Consider the following 23,356-nt stretch of genomic DNA (forward strand, 5'->3'; position numbering starts at 1 on the left):
CAAGCCCGGTTATCGGTAGCGATACCGGGCATTTTTTTAAGGAACAATCGCTATGTATATCGGGATAGATCTTGGCACATCGGGCGTAAAAGTTATTTTGCTCAACGAGCAAGGTGAAGTGGTCGCTTCGCAAACGGAAAAACTAACCGTTTCGCGTCCGCATCCACTCTGGTCGGAGCAAGATCCGGAACAGTGGTGGCTGGCGACTGGTCGCGCGATGAAAACCCTGGGTGAACAGCATTCTCTGCGAGACGTTAAAGCATTGGGTATTGCCGGGCAAATGCATGGTGCAACTTTACTTGATGCTCAGCAGCGGGTGCTACGTCCCGCCATTTTGTGGAACGACGGGCGCTGCGCGGAGGAGTGTGCTTTGCTGGAAGCGCGAGTTCCGCAGTCGCGGGATATTACAGGCAACCTGATGATGCCCGGATTTACCGCGCCTAAATTGCTGTGGATTCAGCGAAATGAGCCAGAGATATTCCTTCAGGTAGACAAAGTATTATTGCCGAAAGATTATTTGCGTCTGCGGATGACGGGAGAATTCGCCAGTGATATGTCTGATGCAGCTGGCACCATGTGGCTGGATGTCGCAAAGCGTGACTGGAGTGATGTTATGCTGGAGGCTTGCCAGTTATCTCGAGATCAGATGCCAGCATTATACGAAGGCAGCGAAATTACCGGCACTTTGCTACCTGAGGTTGCAAAAGCGTGGGGAATGAATGCAGTGCCGGTTGTTGCGGGCGGCGGCGATAATGCGGCTGGCGCGGTTGGTGTGGGTATGGTTGATGCCAACCAGGCAATGTTATCGCTGGGGACTTCAGGCGTTTATTTTGCGGTGAGCGAAGGTTTCCTAAGTAAGCCGGAAAGTGCCGTACATAGCTTTTGTCATGCATTGCCGCAGCGTTGGCATTTAATGTCTGTGATGTTGAGTGCGGCGTCGTGTCTGGACTGGGCGACGAAATTAACCGGTCTGAGTGATGTCCCTGTTTTAATTGCCGCAGCCCAGCAGGCCGATGAGAGCGTCGATCCTGTCTGGTTTTTGCCTTATCTTTCTGGCGAGCGTACGCCGCACAATAATCCACAGGCAAAGGGCGTTTTCTTCGGCCTCACCCATCAACACGGCCCCGCAGAACTGGCACGCGCGGTACTGGAAGGCGTGGGGTATGCGTTGGCGGATGGCATGGATGTCGTACATGCCTGTGGCATTCAACCGCAAAGCATTACACTGATTGGTGGCGGAGCGCGTAGCGAGTACTGGCGTCAGATGCTGGCGGATATTAGCGGTCAGCAACTGGATTACCGCACGGGGGGGGATGTGGGGCCAGCATTAGGCGCAGCAAGGCTGGCACAGATTGCGGTAAATCCAGATAAATCTCTCATTGAGTTGTTGCCGCAACTTCCTTTAGAACAGTCGCATCTGCCGAACGCGCAGCGTTATGCTGCTTATCAGCCACGGCGTGAAACGTTCCGTCGTCTCTATCAGCAACTTCTGCCGCTAATGGCATAATATTTCCCCCTGCCTTATGTGGCGGGGGATAATTTCCATCTATATATATTTAGAATGTATTAATTTTTTATATGGATTTATTCTGAAAATCATTTGTTAATGGTGTTTTTCAGTTTTGTCTTTCGTTGGTTACTCGTAATGTATCACCGGTAGATACGGAGATCGTTATGAAAACCTCAAAGACTGTGGCAAAACTATTATTTGTGGTCGGGGCGCTGGTTTATCTGATTGGATTATGGATCTCATGTCCATTGTTAAGTGGCAAAGGCTATTTTCTTGGCGTGTTAATGACGGGGACTTTTGGCAACTATGCCTATCTGCGCGCAGAGAAACTCGGGCAACTGGATGATTTCTTTATTCGCATTTGCCAGTTAGTTGCGTTAATCACTATCGGCCTTTTGTTTATTGGCGTTTTAAACGCACCCATTAACGCTTATGAAATGGTGATCTACCCGATTGCCTTTTTTGTTTGCTTGTTTGGTCAAATGCACTTGTTTCGCTCGGCATGATCGCCATAAAGCTCTTAATAGTTCAGGAATGAAAGGAAATCTGTGATGGAAAACAAAATATCAACCTATTCTCCGGCATTCAGTATTGTGTCATGGGTAGCTCTTGCTGGTGGTATCGTTACCTATCTGTTGGGGCTATGGAATGCAGAGATGCAGTTAAATGAAAAGGGATATTATTTTGCCGTATTGGTGTTAGGGCTGTTTTCGGCAGCTTCCTATCAAAAGACCGTTCGGGATAAGTATGAAGGTATTCCTACCACATCTATTTATTATATGACCTGCCTGGTGGTATTTATCATCTCTGTCGCGTTACTGATGGTAGGTCTGTGGAATGCAACGTTATTACTCAGTGAAAAAGGCTTTTATGGTCTGGCCTTCTTTTTAAGCTTGTTTGGTGCAGTAGCGGTGCAGAAAAATATCCGTGATGCCGGAATCAACGCCCCAAAAGAAACGATGGCTGCGCAGGAAGAATATAGCGAATAATCCAGGTAAGCCCGGTCAGCCCAGTGTGACCGGGTTTTTACTTAACTCACTAATCTGTTTTTATCGATTCGTTGCACCAGCACAGAAAGTAACAAGCTTGCTGCCAGCGTCGCGCAAAAGATCCAAATAATATCCAGTATTGGCCAGCTTTTAAGCTCAATACCACTGGTGCGCAGCGCATGGATAATCAACGCGTGGAACCCGTATATACCCAGAGAATGACGGGATATCAGTCCAAGCCCGCTAACAGTACGCGTATCCAGTGTATTTTTTACCAGAGTCAGTAACGCAATTGCGCAGATAAAAACCATCGGCCCACAGTAAAGATACCAGGTATCGGCAAAATTTCCGCGCCACCGTAATTCATATAATGTCCCACGAGAGATAATAAATACCCCGGCTATAAACAGTGCGGCGCTCATCCACGACAGTGGCTTATGTTGCGTGTCCATCATCCCAATGGCGCGGCCCAACATGCCATACAGGATGTAGTAAAAGGTATCGCCATTGATATATAAGTTAATTGGTAGCCATTCAAAACCGTCGATCTTCTGTGGCACAGTGTTTGGGTTGGCGATGATGCCAATCACCACCATTAGCACCAACAACATTTTACCGCCGACGTGCTTTACCTGAATCAGCGGCGAAACCAGATAAATCACCGCAATCGCGAAGAAAAACCATAAGTGATAAAACACCGGCTTTTGCAGAAGATTTTTCAGCGATAACTCCACATTGATGGAAGTAAACAGTGCAATGTAGAGCAGTGCGACAGTGCTATAAAACAGCAGGCATAAGCCGATACGTAAGAAATGACGCAGCTGGGCGCTACGTTCGCCAAAAAAGAGATAGCCGGAAATCATGAAAAATAGCGGTACGCTGACACGAGAGGCAGAATTTAGAATATTCGCGATATCCCAAGTGATGGGGTTAACACTATGGGCATTGGTCACATACCAGGTAGTGGTGTGAATCATCACCACCATTAAACACGCTATCCCTCGCAGGTTATCAATCCAGTAAATTTTGGGCTGCATCTGTGTCTCTGTATCTGGTTAAAAAAAGTCTGACCGATAAATCATTCGGTTGGCGCACTGGAATAATCTGAGTTTTATCACTACAGCTTATAGAGGCTTGAGGAAATTCGTAAGATATCAGCCACTATACCGATATAAATAATAAGACTCACCTGCAAACCAGACGGTAATTTAATGATGATGAACTATTTCTTTCCGGCAATGGTGCTTATGGTGTTAGTGGGATGCTCGACACCGCCACCCGTACAGAAAGCACAACGGATAAAAGTTGATCCTCTGCGTTCGTTGAATATGGAAGCCTTGTGCAAGGATCAGGCAGCAAAACGTTATAACACCGGCGAGCAAAAAATCGACGTCACCGCATTTGAACAGTTCCAGGGGAGTTACGAAATGCGCGGCTATACCTTTCGGAAAGAGCAGTTTGTCTGTTCTTTTGACGCAGATGGCCATTTTTTGCATCTTTCCATGCGTTAAGCCCTGCTTTTTCCCGTTTCGTACTGTATATCTTCCATCCAGCGGGTATACTGATCCCTTCCTTTAAATCCACACGTATCCAGCACGAAATAATATGCAAAAGTTTGATACCAGGACCTTCCAGGGCTTGATCCTGACCTTACAGGATTACTGGGCTCGCCAGGGCTGCACCATTGTTCAACCATTGGACATGGAAGTCGGCGCGGGAACCTCTCACCCAATGACCTGTCTGCGCGCGCTGGGGCCAGAACCGATGGCGGCTGCTTATGTCCAGCCTTCTCGTCGCCCGACCGATGGTCGCTACGGCGAAAACCCCAACCGCTTACAGCATTACTATCAGTTCCAGGTGGTGATTAAGCCATCGCCGGACAATATCCAGGAGCTGTACCTCGGTTCTCTGAAAGAGCTGGGCATGGATCCGACTATCCACGATATTCGTTTCGTGGAAGATAACTGGGAAAACCCGACGCTGGGTGCCTGGGGTCTGGGCTGGGAAGTGTGGCTGAACGGCATGGAAGTGACTCAGTTCACTTACTTCCAGCAGGTTGGTGGTCTGGAGTGTAAACCGGTTACCGGCGAGATCACCTATGGTCTGGAACGTCTGGCGATGTACATTCAGGGCGTAGACAGTGTTTATGACCTGGTCTGGAGCGACGGCCCGCTGGGTAAAACCACTTATGGCGACGTGTTCCATCAGAACGAAGTGGAGCAGTCCACTTATAACTTCGAATACGCGGACGTGGACTTCCTGTTCACCTGCTTCGAGCAGTACGAGAAAGAAGCGCAGCAGCTACTGGCACTGGAAAATCCGCTGCCGCTGCCTGCCTACGAGCGTATTCTGAAAGCCGCCCACAGCTTCAACCTGCTGGATGCGCGTAAAGCCATCTCCGTCACCGAGCGTCAGCGTTATATTTTGCGCATTCGCACCCTGACCAAAGCAGTGGCAGAAGCATACTACGCTTCCCGTGAAGCCCTCGGCTTCCCGATGTGCAACAAAGATAAGTAAGAGGCGGCTATGTCTGAGAAAACTTTTCTGGTGGAAATCGGCACTGAAGAGCTGCCACCAAAAGCACTGCGCAGCCTGGCTGAGTTCTTTGCTGCGAACTTTACTGCGGAGCTGGATAACGCTGGCCTCGCTCATGGCACCGTTCAATGGTTTGCTGCTCCGCGTCGTCTGGCGCTGAAAGTAGCTAACCTGGCGGAAGCGCAACCGGATCGTGAAATCGAAAAACGCGGCCCGGCGATTGCCCAGGCTTTCGACGCCGAAGGCAAACCGAGTAAAGCAGCAGAAGGCTGGGCGCGTGGCTGCGGGATCTCCGTTGACCAGGCCGAGCGTCTGACTACTGACAAAGGTGAATGGTTGCTGTATCGCGCTCACGTGAAGGGCGAAAGCACCGAGGCGCTTGTACCGAACATGGTAGCCACTTCGCTGGCGAAACTACCGATCCCGAAACTGATGCGCTGGGGCGCGTCTGACGTGCACTTTGTGCGTCCGGTGCACACCGTAACTTTGCTGCTGGGCGATAAAGTCATTCCGGCAACTATTCTGGGTATTCAGTCCGATCGCGTAATTCGCGGACATCGCTTTATGGGTGAGCCGGAAATTACCATCGACAATGCCGATCAGTATCCGGAAATTCTGCGTGAGCGCGGTAAAGTCATTGCCGATTACGAAGAGCGTAAAGCGAAGATTAAAGCCGATGCTGAAGAAGCGGCGCGTAAGATTGGTGGTAATGCTGACTTAAGCGAAAGCCTGCTGGAAGAAGTGGCTTCGCTGGTTGAATGGCCGGTTGTTCTGACCGCGAAATTCGAAGAAAAATTCCTCGCTGTACCGTCTGAAGCACTGGTTTATACCATGAAAGGTGACCAGAAATACTTCCCGGTGTATGCGAATGACGGCAAACTGCTGCCGAACTTTATCTTCGTTGCCAACATTGAGTCGAAAGATCCGCAGCAGATCATTTCCGGTAACGAGAAAGTCGTTCGTCCGCGTCTGGCGGATGCCGAGTTCTTCTTCAACACCGACCGTAAAAAACGTCTGGAAGATAACCTGCCGCGCCTGCAAACCGTACTGTTCCAGCAACAGTTGGGGACACTGCGCGATAAAACTGACCGCATTCAGGCTCTGGCTGGCTGGATCGCTGAACAGATTGGCGCTGACGTTAACCACGCAACTCGTGCGGGGCTGCTGTCCAAGTGTGACCTGATGACTAACATGGTCTTTGAGTTCACCGACACCCAGGGCGTTATGGGTATGCACTACGCGCGTCATGATGGTGAAGCGGAAGATGTCGCGGTGGCGCTGAACGAGCAGTATCAACCGCGCTTTGCTGGTGATTCCCTGCCGTCTAACCCGGTAGCCTGTGCGCTGGCGATTGCTGACAAGATGGATACCCTGGCGGGCATCTTCGGTATTGGTCAGCATCCAAAAGGTGATAAAGACCCGTTTGCACTGCGTCGTGCGGCGCTGGGCGTGCTGCGTATTATCGTTGAGAAGAACCTCAATCTTGATCTGCAAACGCTGACCGAAGAAGCGGTGCGCTTGTACGGTGATAAGCTGACTAACGCCAATGTGGTTGATGACGTTATCGACTTTATGCTCGGTCGCTTCCGCGCCTGGTATCAGGACGAAGGTTACACCGTCGACACCATCCAGGCGGTACTGGCGCGTCGTCCGACCCGTCCGGCTGATTTCGATGCCCGTATGAAGGCGGTATCGCACTTCCGTACGCTGGATGCAGCGGCAGCACTGGCGGCGGCGAACAAGCGTGTATCTAACATTCTGGCGAAATCAGACGAAGTGCTGAGCGATCGCGTGAATGCCTCCACCCTGAAAGAGCCGGAAGAAATTAAACTGGCGATGCAGGTGGTTGTATTGCGCGACAAGCTGGAACCGTACTTCGCTGAAGGTCGTTACCAGGATGCGTTGGTCGAGCTGGCTGAGCTGCGTGAACCGGTTGATGCCTTCTTCGATAAAGTGATGGTTATGGTTGATGATAAAGATCTGCGTATCAACCGCCTGACCATGCTGGAAAAACTGCGCGAACTGTTCCTGCGGGTTGCGGATATTTCTTTACTGCAGTAATAACTCCTTTATTAAAAAGTCTGCCAGATGGCAGACTTTTTTTATCACTAAATAATACAGCTACCTGTAATAATCTTCTGCTGAATAAAAATTATCTCATATATTAATTTCATGAGATTTTTTTTCGGAATTTATTAAGGAGAGGAAAAGAGGTTATTACGCTAAAATAAGTCTGGGTGCTTGAGACTGTTTGTCTCAGGTATTCACCAAAAGGCAGACAGAGAAAAGCCCCACCTGACTATAAATCAAAGTGAGGCTGCCCTATGCCTGAACACCATAAGGTTAGCCTCTTACTCGTTGGAAATCAACACAGGAGGCTGGGAATGCCGCAGAAATATAGATTGCTTTCTTTAATAGTGATTTGTTTCACGCTTTTATTTTTCACCTGGATGATAAGAGATTCACTGTGTGAATTGCATATTAAACAGGGAAGCTATGAGCTGGCGGCATTTTTAGCCTGCAATTTGAAAGAGTAAGAGTCTTCGGCGGGAAATTATTCCCGCCTTTCTTACGGCGTTGCGCATTCTCATTGCACCCAAATTTATTCTTTATAAAAATAATAATAGATTATATTACGCGATCGATTATTCATTTCCTGAAAAACAAATAAAAAAATCCCCGCCAATTGGCAGGGATCTTAGATTCTGTGCTTTTAAGCAGAGATTACAGGCTGGTTACGTTACCAGCTGCCGGGCCTTTAGCGCCGCTTTCGATGGTGAAGGACACTTTCTGACCTTCGTCCAGAGATTTGTAACCATCGTTCTGGATAGCAGAGAAGTGTACGAACACGTCTTTAGAGCCATCGTCAGGAGTGATGAAGCCGAAGCCTTTGTCAGCGTTGAACCATTTTACGATACCAGTCATTTTACCGGACATAGTGTATTACCTTTAATAATTAAGTGTGCCTTTCGGCGATATGGCGTGCTTTACAGATTTTGAAGCGTTAAAGGAATGTGCACTACGAGGGGTATCAACGATAACTCTTGAAGGGACTTGCCTTACTACACTGCTTTAATGGTCTGTACGTCAAACCGTTGATGTGCATTAAGCCACGCATTGAATGGTGATGCAACAATTATTTTCCATATTTATGATTAATTGGTCGGAAAACGGTCCTGTCATCAGGACCGTAAACATCAATACAGTGGATAAAAGTCTATTCCATCAACTGTTTACTTAATGCTGGGTTGGCCTGGATCAGGCGCATCAATTTTAGTTCGGCACTGGAAGGCTTTACGCGTCTGGACTCCCATTCTTTCACCATGGCTACTGATACGCCCAAAACCCGGGCGAAATCATCAATTTTTAACCCTGTCCCTTTACGTAATTGCTCAATTTCGGTACAAGGCGTTGTTCTGTGCGTCAGGGTAATCTTTTGCGTTTCATCTTTAAAAACAATTTGTTCCAGGCTACTCAACAGCTCATGCATTGGATCTTTATATTCCATTGAAAACTCCTCAAATCACACTGCGGGATCGTGAATTTCATCGAAGCTCATTAAGAATAGTCGGGAAAAGCAGACACAGCGGGGAGAAACCCGTGAGTGATTTAAGTATGATTCGATTCAGCTGCTAAGTTGCCGTGACTTATAGTCGCCTAACAATATGATTAATGCCGATATATTTCGTTGCGTCCTGGGATTGTAAAGATTCCGAAAATTTGGCTACCAAGAGAAGGGAGGGGCTGGCCACAAAAACGCAATAGTAATGCCTGTTTTTAACAATAAAACAACAAATTAACTCTTCTTCATTTTCTACATCATTTTCCCAGGAAGATTATGCATAAAGGGTATCCTGTAAGCCTGTCCTGGACTATCCTTGTCAGCGTCAGACACGCGTGTGTCGTTGTGCGCTTTTTTTGGGTGAAAGGAGTAAGAAAATGGCGACAGGAAAGTCCTGCTCTCGCTGGTTTGCGCCTCTTGCGGCGTTATTAATGGTAGTTAGCCTGAGTGGGTGTTTTGATAAAGAAGGCGATCAGCGTAAAGCGTTTATCGACTTCCTGCAGAATACAGTGATGCGTAGCGGTGAACGTCTACCAACCCTGACTGCCGATCAGAAAAAACAGTTTGGTCCTTTTGTCTCTGATTACGCGATCCTGTATGGCTATTCCCAACAGGTTAATCAGGCGATGGATTCCGGTCTGCGTCCGGTTGTAGACAGCGTTAACGCGATTCGCGTACCACAGGATTATGTCACGCAAAGTGGTCCACTGCGTGAAATGAACGGATCTCTGGGCGTACTGGCGCAACAATTGCAAAATGCGAAGTTGCAGGCCGATGCCGCACACTCTGCGCTAAAACAGACCGATGACCTGAAACCGGTCTTTGATCAGGCATTCACTAAAGTAGTGACGACCCCAGCTGATGCGTTGCAACCGCTGATTCCGGCGGCTCAAACGTTTACGCAGCAACTGGTGATGGTGGGGGACTACATCGCTCAACAAGGTACTCAGGTGAGCTTTGTCGCGAATGGCATCCAGTTCCCGACTTCACAGCAGGCGAGTGAATATAACAAACTGATTGCGCCATTACCGGCACAGCATCAGGCGTTTAATCAGGCCTGGACTACGGCAGTTACTGCAACCCAATAAAGAGTAAAAGCCCGAGCGATTATCGGGCTTTACTCCACGCAGTCGCGGCTTAGTCCGCGACGTGCGGATTCACACAGTTCTTCTCAACCTTCCCCTGCAACGCATTAATCAAATTATCCACGGCACAGGCAGCCATGCCATAACGCGTCTCATGAGTGGCTGAACCAATATGCGGTACTGCAACGACATTTGCCATTGAGAGCAACGGCGAATCTACTGGCAATGGCTCTTGTTCGAAGACATCCAGACCAGCGGCGTGAATTTCCCCTTTCTGCAACGCTGCAATCAGCGCATTTTCGTCAACTACCGGGCCACGCCCTGCATTAATGAAAATAGCGGAGGATTTCATTTTGGCGAATTGTTCCGCGCCAAACAGGTGATGAGTTTCTTCAGTTAGCGGCAGGATCAGGCAAACGAAATCTGATTCTTGTAACAGCGTATCCAGATCGCAGTAGCGGGCGTTAAAGCGTTCTTCTGCTTCTTTATGGTGGCGGCGAGCGTTATAGAGAATTGGCATGTTGAAGCCAAAATGCGCGCGCTGTGCCAGCGCCATGCCGATCCGTCCCATCCCGACAATGCCCAGTGTTTTATGGTGAACATCAATGCCGTACCAGTCCGGGCCGATATTGGCGGTCCATTCACCTGCTTTTACGCGTTCTGCTACCTCCACAACCCGGCGAGCGGTAGATAACACCAGCGCCATCAGCGTATCGGCGACGGTTTCTGTTAATACGGTTGGCGTATGCATCAGCAGGATTTTTCGGGCGTTAAGCGCGTCGACATCGAAATTGTCATAGCCGACGGAGATAGTTGATGTGGCACGCAGTTTTGGCATCTTTTCCAGCAATGCGGCATCAACATTCTCGTTTGAACCCAGTAAACCTTCAGCTTCGGCAAAAATCGCCGCGTTTTGTTCGATGGTTTGTGGATTGAGGTTTGCTACCTGGTGAACGGTGAAATGCTCTTGCAGGCGTTGCAGTAGATCATCAGGTAAGGCTTTGTAGAGGATAACGGACGGCTTCATTCTTCTCTCCATTCACTGATAAGGCGATCACCTTAGCCTGAAACATGATGAAGGAAAACTGAAGAATGCCAGGTGATTTCTGCATCACCCGGCATGAAAGGGATTAGAGCGGGCTTAAAGTGATTTCTACGCGGCGGTTTTGCGCTTTTCCTTCTGCGGTGCTGTTGCTGGCGATCGGATTAGCCGGGCCAAGACCCTGAGTACGGATGCGGCTGGCGTCCACGCCCTGGGTGATCAACGCGCTGGCAACGGAATCCGCACGCTGCTGGGAGAGACGCATGTTCAGGTCGTGACCACCCGTGCTGTCGGTGTAACCAATCACGTTAACCGCTGTTTTCGGATACTCTTTCAGCACCATTGCCACGCCAGTCAGCGTGTTAGCACCAGCCGGTTTCAGAGTTGCGCTGCTGCTGTCAAAGGTCACATTGTTCGGCATGTTAAGGATAATGTTGTCCCCGCTACGGGTTACGCTAACGCCGGTGCCGCGCATTTTGTCACGCAGCTTCGCTTCCTGCACATCCATGTAATAACCAACGCCGCCGCCCAGGGCCGCGCCAGCGGCTGCGCCAATAAGCGCACCTTTACCGCGATCTTTCTTCGAAGAAGAGAGTGCGCCAATACCCGCGCCAACGAGAGAGCCCAGACCTGCACCGATAGCAGATTTACCTGCTTCACGTTCGCCGGTGTAAGGGTTAGTTGTACAGCCAGATACCGCCAGAGCGCCGCTCACGACGGCAGCAATAAGATAAACACGTTTCTTCATTGTTAATCCTTAATAACCTTTTTATTCTTGTTCACGGGTGCCGTGGCGGGAGATTATGCCGTGTGAACATGAAGATTATTCCTGGGAATACTCGGAAATTTGTAAGTAATATTTAACTGCTCAATACATCTAACCTTTCAGGAGCCTTCGGTTTGGCCAATTCATCCTCACGTTATTCCGTTCTTACTGCCGCCCACTGGGGACCCATGCTGGTTGAAACCGACGGCGAAACCGTGTTTAGCTCGCGTGGCGCGTTAGCAACAGAGCTGGAAAACTCCTTGCAGAGCGCGGTTCGCGACCAGGTTCACAGCAATACGCGGGTGCGATTTCCAATGGTGCGCAAAGGCTTTCTCGCGTCTCCAGAAACCCCACAAGGCATTCGTGGGCAGGATGAATTTGTTCGCGTGAGTTGGGATGAGGCGCTGGAGCTCATCCACCATCAACATAAACGTATTCGTGATGCTTATGGACCGGAGTCGATTTTTGCTGGTTCCTACGGCTGGCGTTCAAACGGTGTATTGCATAAAGCGTCAACTTTATTACAACGCTATATGGCGCTGGCAGGCGGTTATACCGGACATCTGGGGGATTATTCGACCGGCGCGGCACAGGCGATCATGCCGTATGTCGTGGGGGGTAGCGAAGTCTATCAGCAGCAGACCAGCTGGCCGCTGGTGCTGCAACATAGCGATGTGGTGGTGCTGTGGAGTGCTAACCCTCTAAATACGCTGAAAATTGCGTGGAATGCGTCTGATGAGCAGGGACTTTCTTATTTTTCCGCATTGCGTGATAGCGGGAAAAAGCTGATCTGCATTGATCCAATGCGATCGGAAACCGTCGATTTCTTTGGCGATAAAATGGAGTGGATAGCGCCACATATGGGCACCGATGTGGCGCTAATGCTGGGGATCGCCCATACGCTGGTGGAAAATGGCTGGCACGACGAGGCGTTTCTGGCGCGTTGCACCACGGGTTATGACATCTTCGCTTCTTATTTGCTGGGTGAGAACGACGGAATAGCGAAAACCGCCGAATGGGCGGCGGAGATTTGCGGCATTTCAGCGGAGAAAATTCGCGAGCTGGCGGCTATTTTCCACCAAAACACTACGATGCTGATGGCGGGATGGGGAATGCAGCGCCAGCAGTTTGGTGAGCAAAAACACTGGATGATCGTCACGCTGGCGGCAATGTTGGGGCAAATCGGCACACCCGGTGGCGGTTTTGGCCTTTCTTACCATTTTGCTAATGGCGGCAATCCGACCCGCCGCGCTGCGGTGCTCTCTTCCATGCAGAGTAGTTTGCCTGGCGGCACCGATGCAGTAGATAAAATCCCCGTTGCCCGTATCGTTGAAGCATTAGAAAACCCCGGTGGCGCATATCAACACAACGGCATGAACCGACATTTTCCGGATATTCGTTTTATCTGGTGGGCGGGCGGCGCCAACTTTACTCATCATCAGGATACTAACCGCTTGATCCGCGCCTGGCAAAAACCAGAGCTGGTGGTGATATCTGAATGCTTCTGGACGGCGGCGGCGAAACACGCCGATATTGTCCTCCCTGCAACCACCTCGTTTGAGCGTAATGATCTCACTATGACCGGAGATTACAGCAATCAGCATCTGGTGCCGATGAAACAAGTGGTGCCACCGCGTGATGAAGCACGTAATGATTTTGATGTTTTTGCTGAATTAAGCGAACGGTGGGAAAAGGGCGGTTATGCGCGATTTACGGAAGGAAAAAGTGAGCTGCAATGGCTGGAAACGTTTTATAACGTCGCCCGGCAGCGTGGGGCAAGTCAGCAGGTACAATTGCCGCCATTTGATGAATTTTGGGAAGCCAACCAATTAATTGAGATGCCGGAAAACCCAGACAGTGAGCGGTTTATTCGCTTCGCCGATTTCTGCCGCGATCCGCAGGCTCATCCGTTAAAAACCGCCAGCGGCAAGATTGAAATATTCTCGCAGCGCATTGCGGATTATGGTTACCGGGATTGTCCGGGACATCCAACGTGGCTGGAGCCGGATGAGTGGCAGGGCAATGCCGAACCGGAACAGTTGCAGGTACTTTCTGCTCACCCGGCACATCGTCTGCACAGTCAGCTGAATTACAGTTCTCTACGCGAATTGTATGCGGTGGCAAATCGTGAACCTGTCACCATTCACCCAGAGGATGCGCGGGCGCGCGGCATACAAGATGGCGATACAGTTCGGGTGTGGAACTCGCGCGGGCAAATCCTTGCCGGAGCAGTCATTAGCGAAGGTATTAAGCCAGGCGTGATTTGTATTCACGAAGGTGCATGGCCAGATCTGGATTTATCTGCTGGCGGCATTTGTAAAAATGGTGCGGTTAACGTGCTAACTAAAGACCTTCCCAGCTCGCGGCTGGGGAATGGCTGTGCGGGTAACACGGCGCTGGCGTGGCTGGAAAAATATAATGGCCCGAAGCTGTCGCTTACGGCGTTTGATCCGCCTGCCAATCCATAATCCAGGTAGGGAGTTGGGTTTCCTCCTGCCATGCGCAGTCGACAATATGAAACCCCTGCGCATGGTAAAAATCTAGCGCCGGTTGGTTTTTTTGATAAACCTCCAGCAACAAATGGGGATGGCGCTGCTGTACATATTGCATCAGCGCCTTACCGATACCGCGCCTGATGGCCTTCGGTGCAACGAACATTGCTGCCAGAAATCGTCCCTCCATAATGCTGACAAAACCGAGAAATTCACCATCGTCTTCCCACACCCAGTTTTGCGCGTTGGCAAGATATGCATCACGTACCAGCGGAATGCAGTCACGCCAATAGCTTGTTTCTATAAAGGGATGTCCCCAGCTTGTGCTTTCCAGCCATAACTCCAGAATCGCGGGCAGTTCCGAACGTTGCGCTTCCCGAATCATGTTTTGTTCTCCGGATGGCAACAGCAGCTAACCACATGATCATTCACCAGCCCACATGCCTGCATAAAGGAGTAACAAATCGTCGAGCCAACAAACTTAAAGCCGCGTTTTTTCAGAGCCTTGGAGAGCGCGTCGGAGGCGGGCGTTGAAGTAGGGATTTCGCTCAATGTTCTGGCTTGTGTCACTTGTGGCTGGTGGTTTACGAACGACCAGACAAAGTCGGCAAACGGTTCGCCGTTTTGCTCCATTTGCAGGTAAGCGCGCGCATTGCCGATAATGGCCTGGATTTTTCCACGATGGCGAATAATCCCGGCATCCTGTACCAGTCTTTCGATATCGTCTTCCTCCATTGCCGCAACCTTGACGGGATCAAACTGATGAAAACAAGCGCGATAATTTTCACGTTTTTTGAGGACGGTAATCCAGGATAACCCAGCCTGTTGTCCTTCAAAGCAGATCATTTCGAACAGTTTTTTACTGTCGGTTTCAGGCACGCCCCACTCATTATCGTGGTAGGCAATATAAAGTGGATCCTGACTCACCCAGCCGCAACGTTCCATACTTTCCCTCGTTATATACCCGGTCGTAAAAATTTCACCTGCTTCTCTTGACGCATCGGTGAAAAAGTCAATATTTAATACAGGGCTAATATGCCCGATATCCTTCATACAATGACAATAATATCGCCGAATTCGGCTCTTTCCTGGAGTCGTGTTAATGATCATAAAAAAATGCGGTGGCCACTGGACGTTAAGTTTGCTGGCGAGCGTTGTAACCAGTTCTCTTTTTCTCAACACAGCTTATGCCTGGCAACAAGAATATATCGTTGATACGCAGCCTGGACATACTACGGAGCGTTATACCTGGGATAGCGATCACCAACCTGATTACAATGATATTTTGTCGCAACGTATTCAAAGTAGCCAAAGGGCGCTGGGACTGGAAGTCAATCTGGCGGAGGATACGCCTGTGGATGTGACCAGCAGTATGAGTATGGGCTGGAATTTCCCTTTATATGAACATGTTACAACAGGCCCAGTCGCCGCATTGCATTATGATGGTACGACCAATTCGATGTATAACGAGTTTGGCGACAGCACTGCAACATTGACCGATCCGTTATGGCATGCCAGCGTCAGTACATTAGGCTGGCGTGTTGATTCCCGGCTTGGTGATTTTCGTCCCTGGGCGCAAATCAGCTATAACCAGCAATTTGGCGAGAATATCTGGAAGGCTCAATCAGGCCTGAGCCGCATGACGGCGACAAATCAGAACGGCAACTGGCTTGATGTGACGGTGGGAGCCGATATGTTGCTTAATCCAAATATTGCCGCTTATGCCGCGTTATCTCAGGCAGAAAACAGCAACAATAATAATGATTATTTGTATAGCATGGGCGTTAGCGCCAGATTTTAACTTGTCATTTACAATTCAAGGCCGTGTATAACAATCATTGTGCTGATAGTGGGTACTAACTGACATAATTATTATTGCGGTGAATATTTGTCACGTCATTCATTCCTGAACTAAGGCATTTCATTCCGTTCTGATGGCATTTCATGCCGTTTTTCCCCTGGCATAAAGTGCACTTCGATATGGTTGTCGGCAGAGACCTTTCCTTTTTATTAATGCAGGAACACTGCCATGACACCTTCCAACTATCAACGTACGCGCTGGCTGACGCTTATCGGTACTATTATTACCCAGTTTGCCCTGGGGTCGGTTTATACCTGGAGCCTGTTTAACGGTGCACTTTCCGCCAAACTAGATGCACCGGTAAGCCAGGTGGCATTTTCTTTTGGCCTGTTGAGTCTGGGACTGGCAATTTCTTCTTCTGTCGCGGGAAAATTACAGGAACGTTTTGGCGTTAAACGCGTCACTATGGCTTCCGGTATTTTGCTGGGATTAGGCTTCTTCCTGACCGCGCATTCCAACAACCTGATGATGCTGTGGCTGAGTGCCGGTGTGCTGGTCGGTCTGGCAGATGGAGCGGGTTACTTGCTGACGCTCTCTAACTGCGTGAAGTGGTTCCCGGAACGTAAAGGTTTGATCTCCGCATTCGCTATTGGTTCCTATGGCCTGGGTAGCCTGGGGTTCAAATTTATCGACACGCAACTGCTGGAAACGGTCGGTCTGGAAAAAACCTTTATAATTTGGGGGGCGATTGCGCTGGTGATGATTGTTTTTGGTGCGACCTTAATGAAAGATGCGCCGAAACAGGCAGTCAAAACCCATAATGGTGTGGTGGAAAATGATTTCACTCTGGCAGAGTCGATGCGAAAACCACAATACTGGATGTTAGCGGTGATGTTCCTGACTGCCTGCATGAGCGGTCTGTATGTAATTGGGGTGGCGAAAGATATCGCCCAGAGTCTGGCGCATCTTGATGCAATTTCCGCAGCCAATGCAGTGACGGTTATTTCTATTGCTAACCTTTCTGGTCGTCTGGTGTTGGGTATTCTGTCTGACAAAATTGCTCGTATTCGGGTCATCACCATTGGACAGGTAGTTTCGCTGGTGGGCATGGCGGCACTACTGTTTGCTCCACTCAATGCGTTAACGTTCTTCGCAGCGATTGCCTGCGTGGCCTTTAACTTCGGCGGTACAATCACGGTGTTCCCGTCACTGGTCAGCGAGTTCTTTGGACTTAATAATCTGGCGAAAAACTACGGTGTAATTTACCTCGGTTTCGGTATTGGTAGTATTTGCGGCTCGATTATTGCCTCACTGTTTGGCGGTTTCTATGTGACCTTCTACGTGATTTTCGCCCTGCTGATTCTGTCTCTGGCACTTTCTACGACTATTCGCCAACCAGGACTCAGAGCGTTTCGTGAGGTGCATGGTTAAGTTTGGCGACTGGTTTCAGTCTCGTCCTGAGATAGAGTGGCACATTTTTCACCGTGAATGAGCCAATGTATCAAAACAATTCAGGATGAGTCATTGATAAAGTCGGGGCCAGTTAGCTGGCCCTTTTAAGTGTTCAATTAATGAAAGTCTCCTTTCATACTTGTATTTTTGTAAATTTGTGCTTCACGCACACTCTTTCCCCACACTTTTTCCCTTTGCTGTGGTCTACTTATCAGCGTGTGCAGATTTTCCTTATCTGACGACCTTCGCACTTTTCCCTTGCCTGGCTTGAAAGGCCATTATGCAGGGTGTTATCACCTGTTTTTCCAGGGTTTGTTTGCATGAGATATATCAAAACGATAACGCAGCAAAAGCTAAGCTTTTTGCTCGCTGTCTATATTGGTTTGTTTATGAATTGCGCAGTCTATTTCCGTCGGTTTGATGGTTACGCGCATAACTTCACTTTTCTTAATGGTGTCTCGGCGGTTATCGAACTGGCAGGGACGGTTCTGGCAACCTTCTTCTTTTTACGCTTAATTTCACTCTTTGGCAGAACGGCCTGGAAAGTGCTGGCTTCATTGCTGGTGCTGATTTCTGCCGGAGCCAGTTACTACATGACATTTATGAACGTCATGATTGGCTACGGGATTGTCGCTTCGGTGATGACCACCGACATCGACCTGTCGAAAGAAGTGGTTGGCTGGACACTTATCGCATGGGTTGTACTGGTGAGTATTATCCCGTTGCTCTTTATCTGGATGAACCGCTCACAAGACACCTTCTGGCGTCAGCTTTGTACCCCGAAAACACGCTGGCGTAGCGCGCTTACTGTGCTGTTAGCAGGCTTGCTGGTATGGGGCCCAATCCGTCTTATGGATGTAGCACAAAAGCGTGCAGACCGCATGGCTGGGGTGGATATGCCAAGTTATGGCGGGGTGCTGGCGAACTCTTATTTACCCTCGAACTGGCTTTCTGCGCTGGGTCTGTACGCCTGGGCACAAGTGGATGAATCTTCTGACAATCGTTCGTTGATGAATCCGGCGAAAAAATTCACCTATACCCCGACGCAAAATCTCGACGACACCTATGTGATTTTCATTATTGGTGAAACCACGCGTTGGGATCATATGGGGATGCTGGGTTACGAGCGTGATACCACGCCGAAGCTGGCGAAAGAGAAAAATCTGGTGATGTACCGTGGTTATTCTTGCGATACCGCGACTAAATTATCACTACGCTGTATGTTTGTTCGTGAGGGCGGAACGGAAGATAACCCTCAACGTACGCTCAAAGAGCAGAACGTATTTGCGGTTCTCAAGCAGTTGGGTTTTAGCTCTGATTTGTACGCCATGCAGAGCGAGATGTGGTTCTACAGCAATACCATGGCTGACAACATTGCCTACCGTGAGCAAATCGCGGCTGAGCCACGTAACCGTGGGAAAGCGGTAGACGACATGTTGCTGGTTAATGAAATTGAACGTTCTCTGGAGAAAAAACCAGAAGGTAAGCATCTGATTGTGCTGCATACCAAAGGGTCGCACTACAACTATACTCAGCGTTATCCACGTGAGTTTGCCCAGTGGAAGCCAGAGTGTTATGCAATTGATCGCAAATGTCCAAGAGCGCCGATGATTAACTCATACGATAACTCCATTACCTACGTAGATCATTTTATCGACTCGGTGATCGACAGATTCCGCGATAAGAAGGCCATTATTTTCTATGCAGCGGACCACGGTGAGTCGATTAACGAGCGTGAGCACTTGCATGGTACACCACGCGAATATGCACCACCGGAGCAGTTCCGCGTACCGATGATGGTCTGGATGTCAGATAAATATCTGGAAAATCCGGCCAATGCGCAGGCATTCGCGCAGTTGAAAAAAGAAGCCGATATGAAAGTACCGCGCCGTCACGTAGAGCTGTACGACACCATCATGGGCTGTCTCGGCTATACTTCACCGGATGGTGGAATTAACGAAAACAACAACTGGTGTCACATCCCGCAAGCGAAGACCGTTGTGGCTAACTAAACGGCCTGCTGACTTTCTCGCCGATCAAAAGGCATTTTGCTATTAAGGGATTGACGAGGGCGTATCTGCGCAGTAAGATGCGCCCCGCATTCGGTGATTGGCGCAGCCTGGTAGCGCACTTCGTTCGGGACGAAGGGGTCGGAGGTTCGAATCCTCTATCACCGACCAATTTAGAAAAACCAGCCTACGGGCTGGTTTTTTGCTTTCTGCAACCTGAAGAGGATGAGAACCTCCGGGGGCAGGGAGGTTCGACTCGAGCGAAGCGAGAGAACGTTGCGCCAGCAACGGCCCGCAGGGCGAGCCACGAAGTGGCGAGTAATCCTCTGGCACCGACCAAATTCGAAAAGCCTGCTCAACGAGCAGGCTTTTTTGCATCTGTGCCCGCTCGAACCCAGGCCTGATAAGACGCAGCAGCGTCGCATCAGACAAATGTGCCAGCCCATTGTCGGATGCGGCGTGAACGCCTTATCCGACCTACAGGGTTGTACTAATTCAATAAATTGCATCTCTTCCGGTAGGCCTGATAAGACGCGCCAGCGTCGCATCAGGCAAATGTGCCAGCCCATTGTCGGATGCGGCGCGACCGCTTTATCCAACCTACACACCACACATTTCCCTGCCAAATTTGCGCCCCACATCTCACTATCCATTAACGGATTTGTGACAGAATCCATTGTCTTTTTTTATATTTGCTTAAATCTTTTTTTGCGTTACTTATGACTGGCGCTGGCATTTTCCGCTGTGCGTTTTAGCGTTCATGGTATTAATCGCTCAGATATCCACCTTTCCCTCAGATTTTTTTCATTAAATGCATAAAACTTAATCACCAATTGTTGCTAAATATTAAGCTGATTGTTCTGGTTATGTTGGAGTAGCACAAATTTCTCTGCTGCAAATAGCGGTTTGAAGTTTTTTTAATCTTTGTTTGTGGATTCTCACCGTTGGTGTAAATCCCGGTTGGCTGTATTGACGTTTTCACATTCTGTTGACAGATTGTAGGTCACGAGGGGCATTTTATGGAGGATCCGCACTGTTACACTGATGTTAATTAGTACGGCATCCCCACCTCATAACGTTGACCCGACCGGGTAAAAAACAAAAAAGGTCAGGCAGCGACAACCCACTGCAAAGGGTTAAAACAACAAACATCACAATTGGAGCAGAATAATGCGTATTTCCTTGAAAAAGTCAGGGATGCTGAAGCTTGGTCTCAGCCTGGTGGCTATGACCGTCGCAGCAAGTGTTCAGGCTAAAACTCTGGTTTATTGCTCAGAAGGTTCGCCAGAAGGGTTTAACCCGCAGCTGTTTACCTCCGGCACCACCTATGACGCCTCTTCCGTACCGCTTTATAACCGCCTGGTTGAATTTAAAATCGGCACCACCGAAGTGATCCCGGGCCTCGCTGAAAAGTGGGAAATCAGCGAAGACGGTAAAACCTATACCTTCCATCTGCGTAAAGGTGTGAAGTGGCATGACAATAAAGAATTCAAACCGACGCGCGAACTGAACGCCGATGACGTGGTGTTCTCGTTTGATCGTCAGAAAAACGCGCAAAACCCATACCATAAAGTCTCTGGCGGCAGCTACGAATACTTCGAAGGCATGGGCTTGCCGGAGTTGATCAGCGAAGTGAAAAAGGTGGACGATAACACCGTTCAGTTCGTGCTGACTCGCCCGGAAGCGCCGTTCCTCGCTGACCTGGCAATGGACTTCGCCTCTATTCTGTCAAAAGAATATGCTGACGCGATGATGAAAGCCGGTACGCCGGAAAAACTGGACCTCAACCCGATCGGCACCGGCCCGTTCCAGTTACAGCAGTATCAAAAAGATTCCCGTATTCGCTACAAAGCGTTTGATGGCTACTGGGGCACCAAACCGCAGATCGACACGCTGGTCTTCTCTATTACTCCTGACGCTTCCGTGCGTTACGCGAAATTGCAGAAAAATGAATGCCAGGTGATGCCGTACCCGAACCCGGCAGATATTGCCCGCATGAAGCAGGATAAATCCATCAACCTGATGGAAATGCCGGGGCTGAACGTCGGTTATCTCTCGTATAACGTGCAGAAAAAACCACTGGATGATGTGAAAGTTCGCCAGGCTCTGACCTACGCGGTGAACAAAGACGCGATCATCAAAGCGGTTTATCAGGGCGCGGGTGTAGCAGCGAAAAACCTGATCCCGCCAACCATGTGGGGCTATAACGACGACGTTCAGGATTACACCTATGATCCTGAAAAAGCGAAAGCCTTGCTGAAAGAAGCCGGTCTGGAAAAAGGTTTCTCCATCGACCTGTGGGCGATGCCGGTACAACGTCCATATAACCCGAATGCTCGCCGCATGGCGGAGATGATTCAGGCGGACTGGGCGAAAGTCGGCGTGCAGGCCAAAATCGTCACCTACGAATGGGGTGAGTACCTCAAGCGCGCGAAAGATGGCGAGCATCAGACGGTAATGATGGGCTGGACTGGCGACAACGGGGATCCGGATAACTTCTTCGCCACCCTGTTCAGCTGTGCCGCCTCTGAACAAGGCTCCAACTACTCAAAATGGTGCTACAAACCGTTTGAAGATCTGATTCAACCGGCGCGTGCCACCGACGACCACAACAAGCGCGTTGAACTGTACAAACAAGCACAGGTGGTGATGCACGATCAGGCTCCGGCACTGATCATCGCTCACTCCACCGTGTTTGAACCGGTACGCAAAGAAGTTAAAGGCTATGTGGTTGATCCATTAGGCAAACATCACTTCGAAAACGTCTCTATCGAATAATTAAAAGTCATACAAGACTGATGGCAAAGGCAAAACTGCCTGATGCGCTCCGCTTATCAGGCCTACGAAAATTCTGCAATGTATTGAGTTTGCACGATTTTGTAGGTCGGATAAGGCGTTTACACCGCATCCGGCATGAACAAAGCGCACTTTGTCAACAATCTGCATACCCGGTGGCGCTGTGCCTCTAAGTGCAACGCCATCCGGCAGCAATACTTCATTCCCTGTCCGGCACGGGCGGGAATTGATTGGTGAGCAATACAGACACGCAGTTCCAGGCTGCGGGTCACTATAGAGAATCCGGGTTATGTTGCAGTTTATTCTCCGACGTTTGGGACTCGTCATCCCCACGTTTATCGGTATTACCCTTCTCACTTTTGCCTTTGTCCACATGATCCCCGGCGATCCGGTGATGATCATGGCGGGCGAACGTGGGATCTCCCCAGAGCGTCACGCACAGCTGCTGGCTGAACTCGGTTTAGATAAACCGATGTGGCAGCAGTACCTCCACTATATTTGGGGCGTTATGCACGGTGATTTAGGCATTTCGATGAAAAGCCGCATCCCGGTTTGGGAAGAGTTCGTGCCGCGCTTCCAGGCCACGCTGGAACTTGGCGTCTGCGCGATGATTTTTGCTACGGCAGTCGGCATTCCGGTTGGTGTGCTGGCTGCGGTTAAACGTGGTTCCATTTTCGATCACACGGCGGTTGGTCTGGCGCTGACCGGTTACTCAATGCCAATCTTCTGGTGGGGCATGATGCTGATCATGCTGGTTTCGGTGCACTGGAACCTGACGCCCGTCTCCGGTCGCGTGAGCGATATGGTGTTCCTCGATGATTCCAATCCGTTAACCGGTTTTATGCTGATTGACACCGCCATCTGGGGTGAAGACGGCAACTTTATCGATGCCGTCGCCCATATGATCTTACCTGCGATGGTGCTGGGCACAATTCCGCTAGCGGTCATTGTGCGTATGACACGCTCCTCGATGCTGGAAGTGCTGGGCGAGGATTACATCCGCACCGCGCGTGCCAAGGGATTGACCCGGATGCGGGTGATTATCGTCCATGCGTTGCGTAACGCCATGCTGCCGGTGGTAACCGTTATTGGCCTACAGGTCGGGACGCTGCTGGCGGGGGCGATTCTGACCGAAACCATCTTCTCGTGGCCCGGTCTGGGGCGCTGGTTGATTGACGCGCTGCAACGCCGCGATTATCCGGTGGTGCAGGGCGGCGTATTGCTGGTGGCGACGATGATTATCCTCGTCAACCTGCTGGTTGATCTGCTGTACGGCGTGGTGAACCCGCGTATTCGTCATAAGAAGTAAGGGAACAT

General features: G+C 49.8%; 22 protein-coding genes, 1 tRNA gene and 1 other RNA gene. 16 read left to right on the forward strand and 8 right to left on the reverse strand.

Annotated features, from left to right (window positions below; genetic code table 11):
* Positions 1-52 precede the first annotated feature (52 nt).
* The 3 genes from xylB to yiaA all read left to right on the forward strand — a co-directional run bounded on the left by xylB (position 53) and on the right by yiaA (position 2,499).
* The gene (gene xylB / locus WC5_RS14120; RefSeq protein ID WP_000275355.1) at positions 53-1,507 is read left to right on the forward strand and encodes a xylulokinase; all 1,455 of its coding nucleotides are present in this window, start codon (positions 53-55) and stop codon (positions 1,505-1,507) included.
* 167 nt (positions 1,508-1,674) lie between these two features.
* The gene (yiaB, locus tag WC5_RS14115) at positions 1,675-2,016 is read left to right on the forward strand and encodes an inner membrane protein YiaB (RefSeq protein WP_010349691.1); all 342 of its coding nucleotides are present in this window, start codon (positions 1,675-1,677) and stop codon (positions 2,014-2,016) included.
* A gap of 45 nt (positions 2,017-2,061) precedes the next feature.
* A complete protein-coding gene (gene yiaA, locus WC5_RS14110; protein ID WP_010349690.1) occupies positions 2,062-2,499 on the forward strand; it encodes an inner membrane protein YiaA in 438 nt (145 codons plus the stop codon).
* 41 nt (positions 2,500-2,540) lie between these two features.
* On the opposite strand, the gene WC5_RS14105 is transcribed toward yiaA, so the two are convergent.
* Positions 2,541-3,536: an acyltransferase gene (locus WC5_RS14105; protein WP_001182629.1), complete on the reverse strand. Its 996-nt coding sequence runs from the start codon at positions 3,534-3,536 to the stop codon at positions 2,541-2,543.
* A gap of 174 nt (positions 3,537-3,710) precedes the next feature.
* On the opposite strand from WC5_RS14105, the gene WC5_RS14100 reads away from it, so the two are divergent.
* The 4 genes from WC5_RS14100 (at position 3,711) to hokA (ending at position 7,571) form a co-directional block, all read left to right on the forward strand.
* Positions 3,711-4,010, forward strand: a complete 300-nt coding sequence (locus WC5_RS14100) for a YsaB family lipoprotein (RefSeq protein WP_000980218.1) — start codon at positions 3,711-3,713, stop codon at positions 4,008-4,010.
* A gap of 94 nt (positions 4,011-4,104) precedes the next feature.
* Complete coding sequence (glyQ, locus tag WC5_RS14095) at positions 4,105-5,016, forward strand: glycine--tRNA ligase subunit alpha (protein WP_001168544.1); 912 nt, start codon at positions 4,105-4,107, stop codon at positions 5,014-5,016.
* A 9-nt stretch (positions 5,017-5,025) separates the two neighbouring features.
* Positions 5,026-7,095 (forward strand): glycine--tRNA ligase subunit beta, encoded by a 2,070-nt coding sequence (glyS, locus tag WC5_RS14090; protein WP_016231534.1) that lies wholly within the window; start codon positions 5,026-5,028, stop codon positions 7,093-7,095.
* A 323-nt stretch (positions 7,096-7,418) separates the two neighbouring features.
* A complete protein-coding gene (gene hokA, locus WC5_RS0122080; protein ID WP_001135738.1) occupies positions 7,419-7,571 on the forward strand; it encodes a type I toxin-antitoxin system toxin HokA in 153 nt (50 codons plus the stop codon).
* On the opposite strand, the gene WC5_RS25645 is transcribed toward hokA, so the two are convergent.
* The 3 genes from WC5_RS25645 to WC5_RS14080 all read right to left on the reverse strand — a co-directional run bounded on the left by WC5_RS25645 (position 7,548) and on the right by WC5_RS14080 (position 8,542).
* Positions 7,548-7,619, reverse strand: a complete 72-nt coding sequence (locus WC5_RS25645) for a hypothetical protein (RefSeq protein WP_219906482.1) — start codon at positions 7,617-7,619, stop codon at positions 7,548-7,550. The genes hokA and WC5_RS25645 overlap by 24 nt on opposite strands.
* A gap of 139 nt (positions 7,620-7,758) precedes the next feature.
* Entirely contained in the window at positions 7,759-7,971 is a 213-nt protein-coding gene (gene cspE / locus WC5_RS14085) for a transcription antiterminator/RNA stability regulator CspE (protein ID WP_000014594.1), read from the reverse strand.
* A 280-nt stretch (positions 7,972-8,251) separates the two neighbouring features.
* The gene (locus WC5_RS14080) at positions 8,252-8,542 is read right to left on the reverse strand and encodes an HTH-type transcriptional regulator (RefSeq protein ID WP_010344962.1); all 291 of its coding nucleotides are present in this window, start codon (positions 8,540-8,542) and stop codon (positions 8,252-8,254) included.
* Between the two features lie 431 nt (positions 8,543-8,973).
* Between WC5_RS14080 and WC5_RS14075 the strand changes: the two genes are divergently transcribed.
* Positions 8,974-9,684 (forward strand): DUF3053 domain-containing protein, encoded by a 711-nt coding sequence (locus WC5_RS14075; protein WP_000190517.1) that lies wholly within the window; start codon positions 8,974-8,976, stop codon positions 9,682-9,684.
* 49 nt (positions 9,685-9,733) lie between these two features.
* On the opposite strand, the gene ghrB is transcribed toward WC5_RS14075, so the two are convergent.
* On the reverse strand, positions 9,734-10,708 hold the full coding sequence (ghrB, locus tag WC5_RS14070) for a glyoxylate/hydroxypyruvate reductase GhrB (RefSeq protein ID WP_000805002.1): 975 nt from the start codon (positions 10,706-10,708) through the stop codon (positions 9,734-9,736).
* Between the two features lie 103 nt (positions 10,709-10,811).
* Positions 10,812-11,471 (reverse strand): OmpA family lipoprotein, encoded by a 660-nt coding sequence (locus WC5_RS14065; protein WP_000747625.1) that lies wholly within the window; start codon positions 11,469-11,471, stop codon positions 10,812-10,814.
* 152 nt (positions 11,472-11,623) lie between these two features.
* Between WC5_RS14065 and bisC the strand changes: the two genes are divergently transcribed.
* Positions 11,624-13,957, forward strand: coding sequence for a biotin sulfoxide reductase (gene bisC, locus WC5_RS14060; protein WP_010349683.1), 2,334 nt, complete (start codon positions 11,624-11,626; stop codon positions 13,955-13,957).
* Here bisC and WC5_RS14055 read toward each other — a convergent pair.
* Both WC5_RS14055 and tag read right to left on the reverse strand, forming a co-directional pair.
* Positions 13,926-14,366 carry an N-acetyltransferase gene (locus WC5_RS14055; protein WP_000617463.1) on the reverse strand — a complete coding sequence of 147 codons (441 nt, stop codon included), beginning with the start codon at positions 14,364-14,366 and terminating at the stop codon, positions 13,926-13,928. The two genes, bisC and WC5_RS14055, sit on opposite strands and share 32 nt — an antisense overlap.
* Positions 14,363-14,926: a DNA-3-methyladenine glycosylase I gene (gene tag, locus WC5_RS14050; protein WP_016231536.1), complete on the reverse strand. Its 564-nt coding sequence runs from the start codon at positions 14,924-14,926 to the stop codon at positions 14,363-14,365. Before tag ends, WC5_RS14055 begins: the two co-directional genes overlap by 4 nt.
* A 157-nt stretch (positions 14,927-15,083) precedes the next feature.
* On the opposite strand from tag, the gene WC5_RS14045 reads away from it, so the two are divergent.
* The 7 genes from WC5_RS14045 to dppB all read left to right on the forward strand — a co-directional run bounded on the left by WC5_RS14045 (position 15,084) and on the right by dppB (position 23,348).
* Positions 15,084-15,782 carry an autotransporter outer membrane beta-barrel domain-containing protein gene (locus tag WC5_RS14045; protein ID WP_000584409.1) on the forward strand — a complete coding sequence of 233 codons (699 nt, stop codon included), beginning with the start codon at positions 15,084-15,086 and terminating at the stop codon, positions 15,780-15,782.
* A gap of 228 nt (positions 15,783-16,010) precedes the next feature.
* Positions 16,011-17,213: an L-lactate MFS transporter gene (locus WC5_RS14040; RefSeq protein ID WP_000189031.1), complete on the forward strand. Its 1,203-nt coding sequence runs from the start codon at positions 16,011-16,013 to the stop codon at positions 17,211-17,213.
* A gap of 341 nt (positions 17,214-17,554) precedes the next feature.
* Positions 17,555-19,246, forward strand: a complete 1,692-nt coding sequence (gene eptB, locus WC5_RS14035; RefSeq protein ID WP_001269271.1) for a kdo(2)-lipid A phosphoethanolamine 7''-transferase — start codon at positions 17,555-17,557, stop codon at positions 19,244-19,246.
* 91 nt (positions 19,247-19,337) lie between these two features.
* A tRNA-Pro gene (locus WC5_RS14030) sits at positions 19,338-19,414 on the forward strand.
* Positions 19,415-19,447: 33 nt separating this feature from the next.
* Positions 19,448-19,582: non-coding RNA, RtT sRNA (locus WC5_RS23815), on the forward strand.
* An 831-nt stretch (positions 19,583-20,413) separates the two neighbouring features.
* A complete protein-coding gene (gene dppA / locus WC5_RS14025) occupies positions 20,414-22,021 on the forward strand; it encodes a dipeptide ABC transporter substrate-binding protein DppA (RefSeq protein ID WP_001222867.1) in 1,608 nt (535 codons plus the stop codon).
* 307 nt (positions 22,022-22,328) lie between these two features.
* Positions 22,329-23,348, forward strand: coding sequence for a dipeptide ABC transporter permease DppB (gene dppB, locus WC5_RS14020; RefSeq protein ID WP_000938857.1), 1,020 nt, complete (start codon positions 22,329-22,331; stop codon positions 23,346-23,348).
* Positions 23,349-23,356: the final 8 nt, after the last annotated feature.

Source organism: Escherichia sp. KTE114 (assembly GCF_000407765.1).
Lineage (GTDB): Bacteria > Pseudomonadota > Gammaproteobacteria > Enterobacterales > Enterobacteriaceae > Escherichia > Escherichia ruysiae.

Excerpts from the sequence above, each read along its gene's own strand:
- xylB (WP_000275355.1), top strand. The coding sequence starts at position 53 with ATGTATATCGGGATAGATCTTGGCACATCGGGCGTAAAAGTTATTTTG.
- yiaB (WP_010349691.1), top strand. The coding sequence starts at position 1,675 with ATGAAAACCTCAAAGACTGTGGCAAAACTATTATTTGTGGTCGGGGCG.
- yiaA (WP_010349690.1), top strand. The coding sequence starts at position 2,062 with ATGGAAAACAAAATATCAACCTATTCTCCGGCATTCAGTATTGTGTCA.
- WC5_RS14105 (WP_001182629.1), bottom strand. The coding sequence starts at position 3,536 with ATGCAGCCCAAAATTTACTGGATTGATAACCTGCGAGGGATAGCGTGT.
- WC5_RS14100 (WP_000980218.1), top strand. The coding sequence starts at position 3,711 with ATGATGATGAACTATTTCTTTCCGGCAATGGTGCTTATGGTGTTAGTG.
- glyQ (WP_001168544.1), top strand. The coding sequence starts at position 4,105 with ATGCAAAAGTTTGATACCAGGACCTTCCAGGGCTTGATCCTGACCTTA.
- glyS (WP_016231534.1), top strand. The coding sequence starts at position 5,026 with ATGTCTGAGAAAACTTTTCTGGTGGAAATCGGCACTGAAGAGCTGCCA.
- hokA (WP_001135738.1), top strand. The coding sequence starts at position 7,419 with ATGCCGCAGAAATATAGATTGCTTTCTTTAATAGTGATTTGTTTCACG.
- cspE (WP_000014594.1), bottom strand. The coding sequence starts at position 7,971 with ATGTCCGGTAAAATGACTGGTATCGTAAAATGGTTCAACGCTGACAAA.
- WC5_RS14080 (WP_010344962.1), bottom strand. The coding sequence starts at position 8,542 with ATGGAATATAAAGATCCAATGCATGAGCTGTTGAGTAGCCTGGAACAA.
- WC5_RS14075 (WP_000190517.1), top strand. The coding sequence starts at position 8,974 with ATGGCGACAGGAAAGTCCTGCTCTCGCTGGTTTGCGCCTCTTGCGGCG.
- ghrB (WP_000805002.1), bottom strand. The coding sequence starts at position 10,708 with ATGAAGCCGTCCGTTATCCTCTACAAAGCCTTACCTGATGATCTACTG.
- WC5_RS14065 (WP_000747625.1), bottom strand. The coding sequence starts at position 11,471 with ATGAAGAAACGTGTTTATCTTATTGCTGCCGTCGTGAGCGGCGCTCTG.
- WC5_RS14055 (WP_000617463.1), bottom strand. The coding sequence starts at position 14,366 with ATGATTCGGGAAGCGCAACGTTCGGAACTGCCCGCGATTCTGGAGTTA.
- tag (WP_016231536.1), bottom strand. The coding sequence starts at position 14,926 with ATGGAACGTTGCGGCTGGGTGAGTCAGGATCCACTTTATATTGCCTAC.
- WC5_RS14045 (WP_000584409.1), top strand. The coding sequence starts at position 15,084 with ATGATCATAAAAAAATGCGGTGGCCACTGGACGTTAAGTTTGCTGGCG.
- WC5_RS14040 (WP_000189031.1), top strand. The coding sequence starts at position 16,011 with ATGACACCTTCCAACTATCAACGTACGCGCTGGCTGACGCTTATCGGT.
- eptB (WP_001269271.1), top strand. The coding sequence starts at position 17,555 with ATGAGATATATCAAAACGATAACGCAGCAAAAGCTAAGCTTTTTGCTC.
- dppA (WP_001222867.1), top strand. The coding sequence starts at position 20,414 with ATGCGTATTTCCTTGAAAAAGTCAGGGATGCTGAAGCTTGGTCTCAGC.
- dppB (WP_000938857.1), top strand. The coding sequence starts at position 22,329 with ATGTTGCAGTTTATTCTCCGACGTTTGGGACTCGTCATCCCCACGTTT.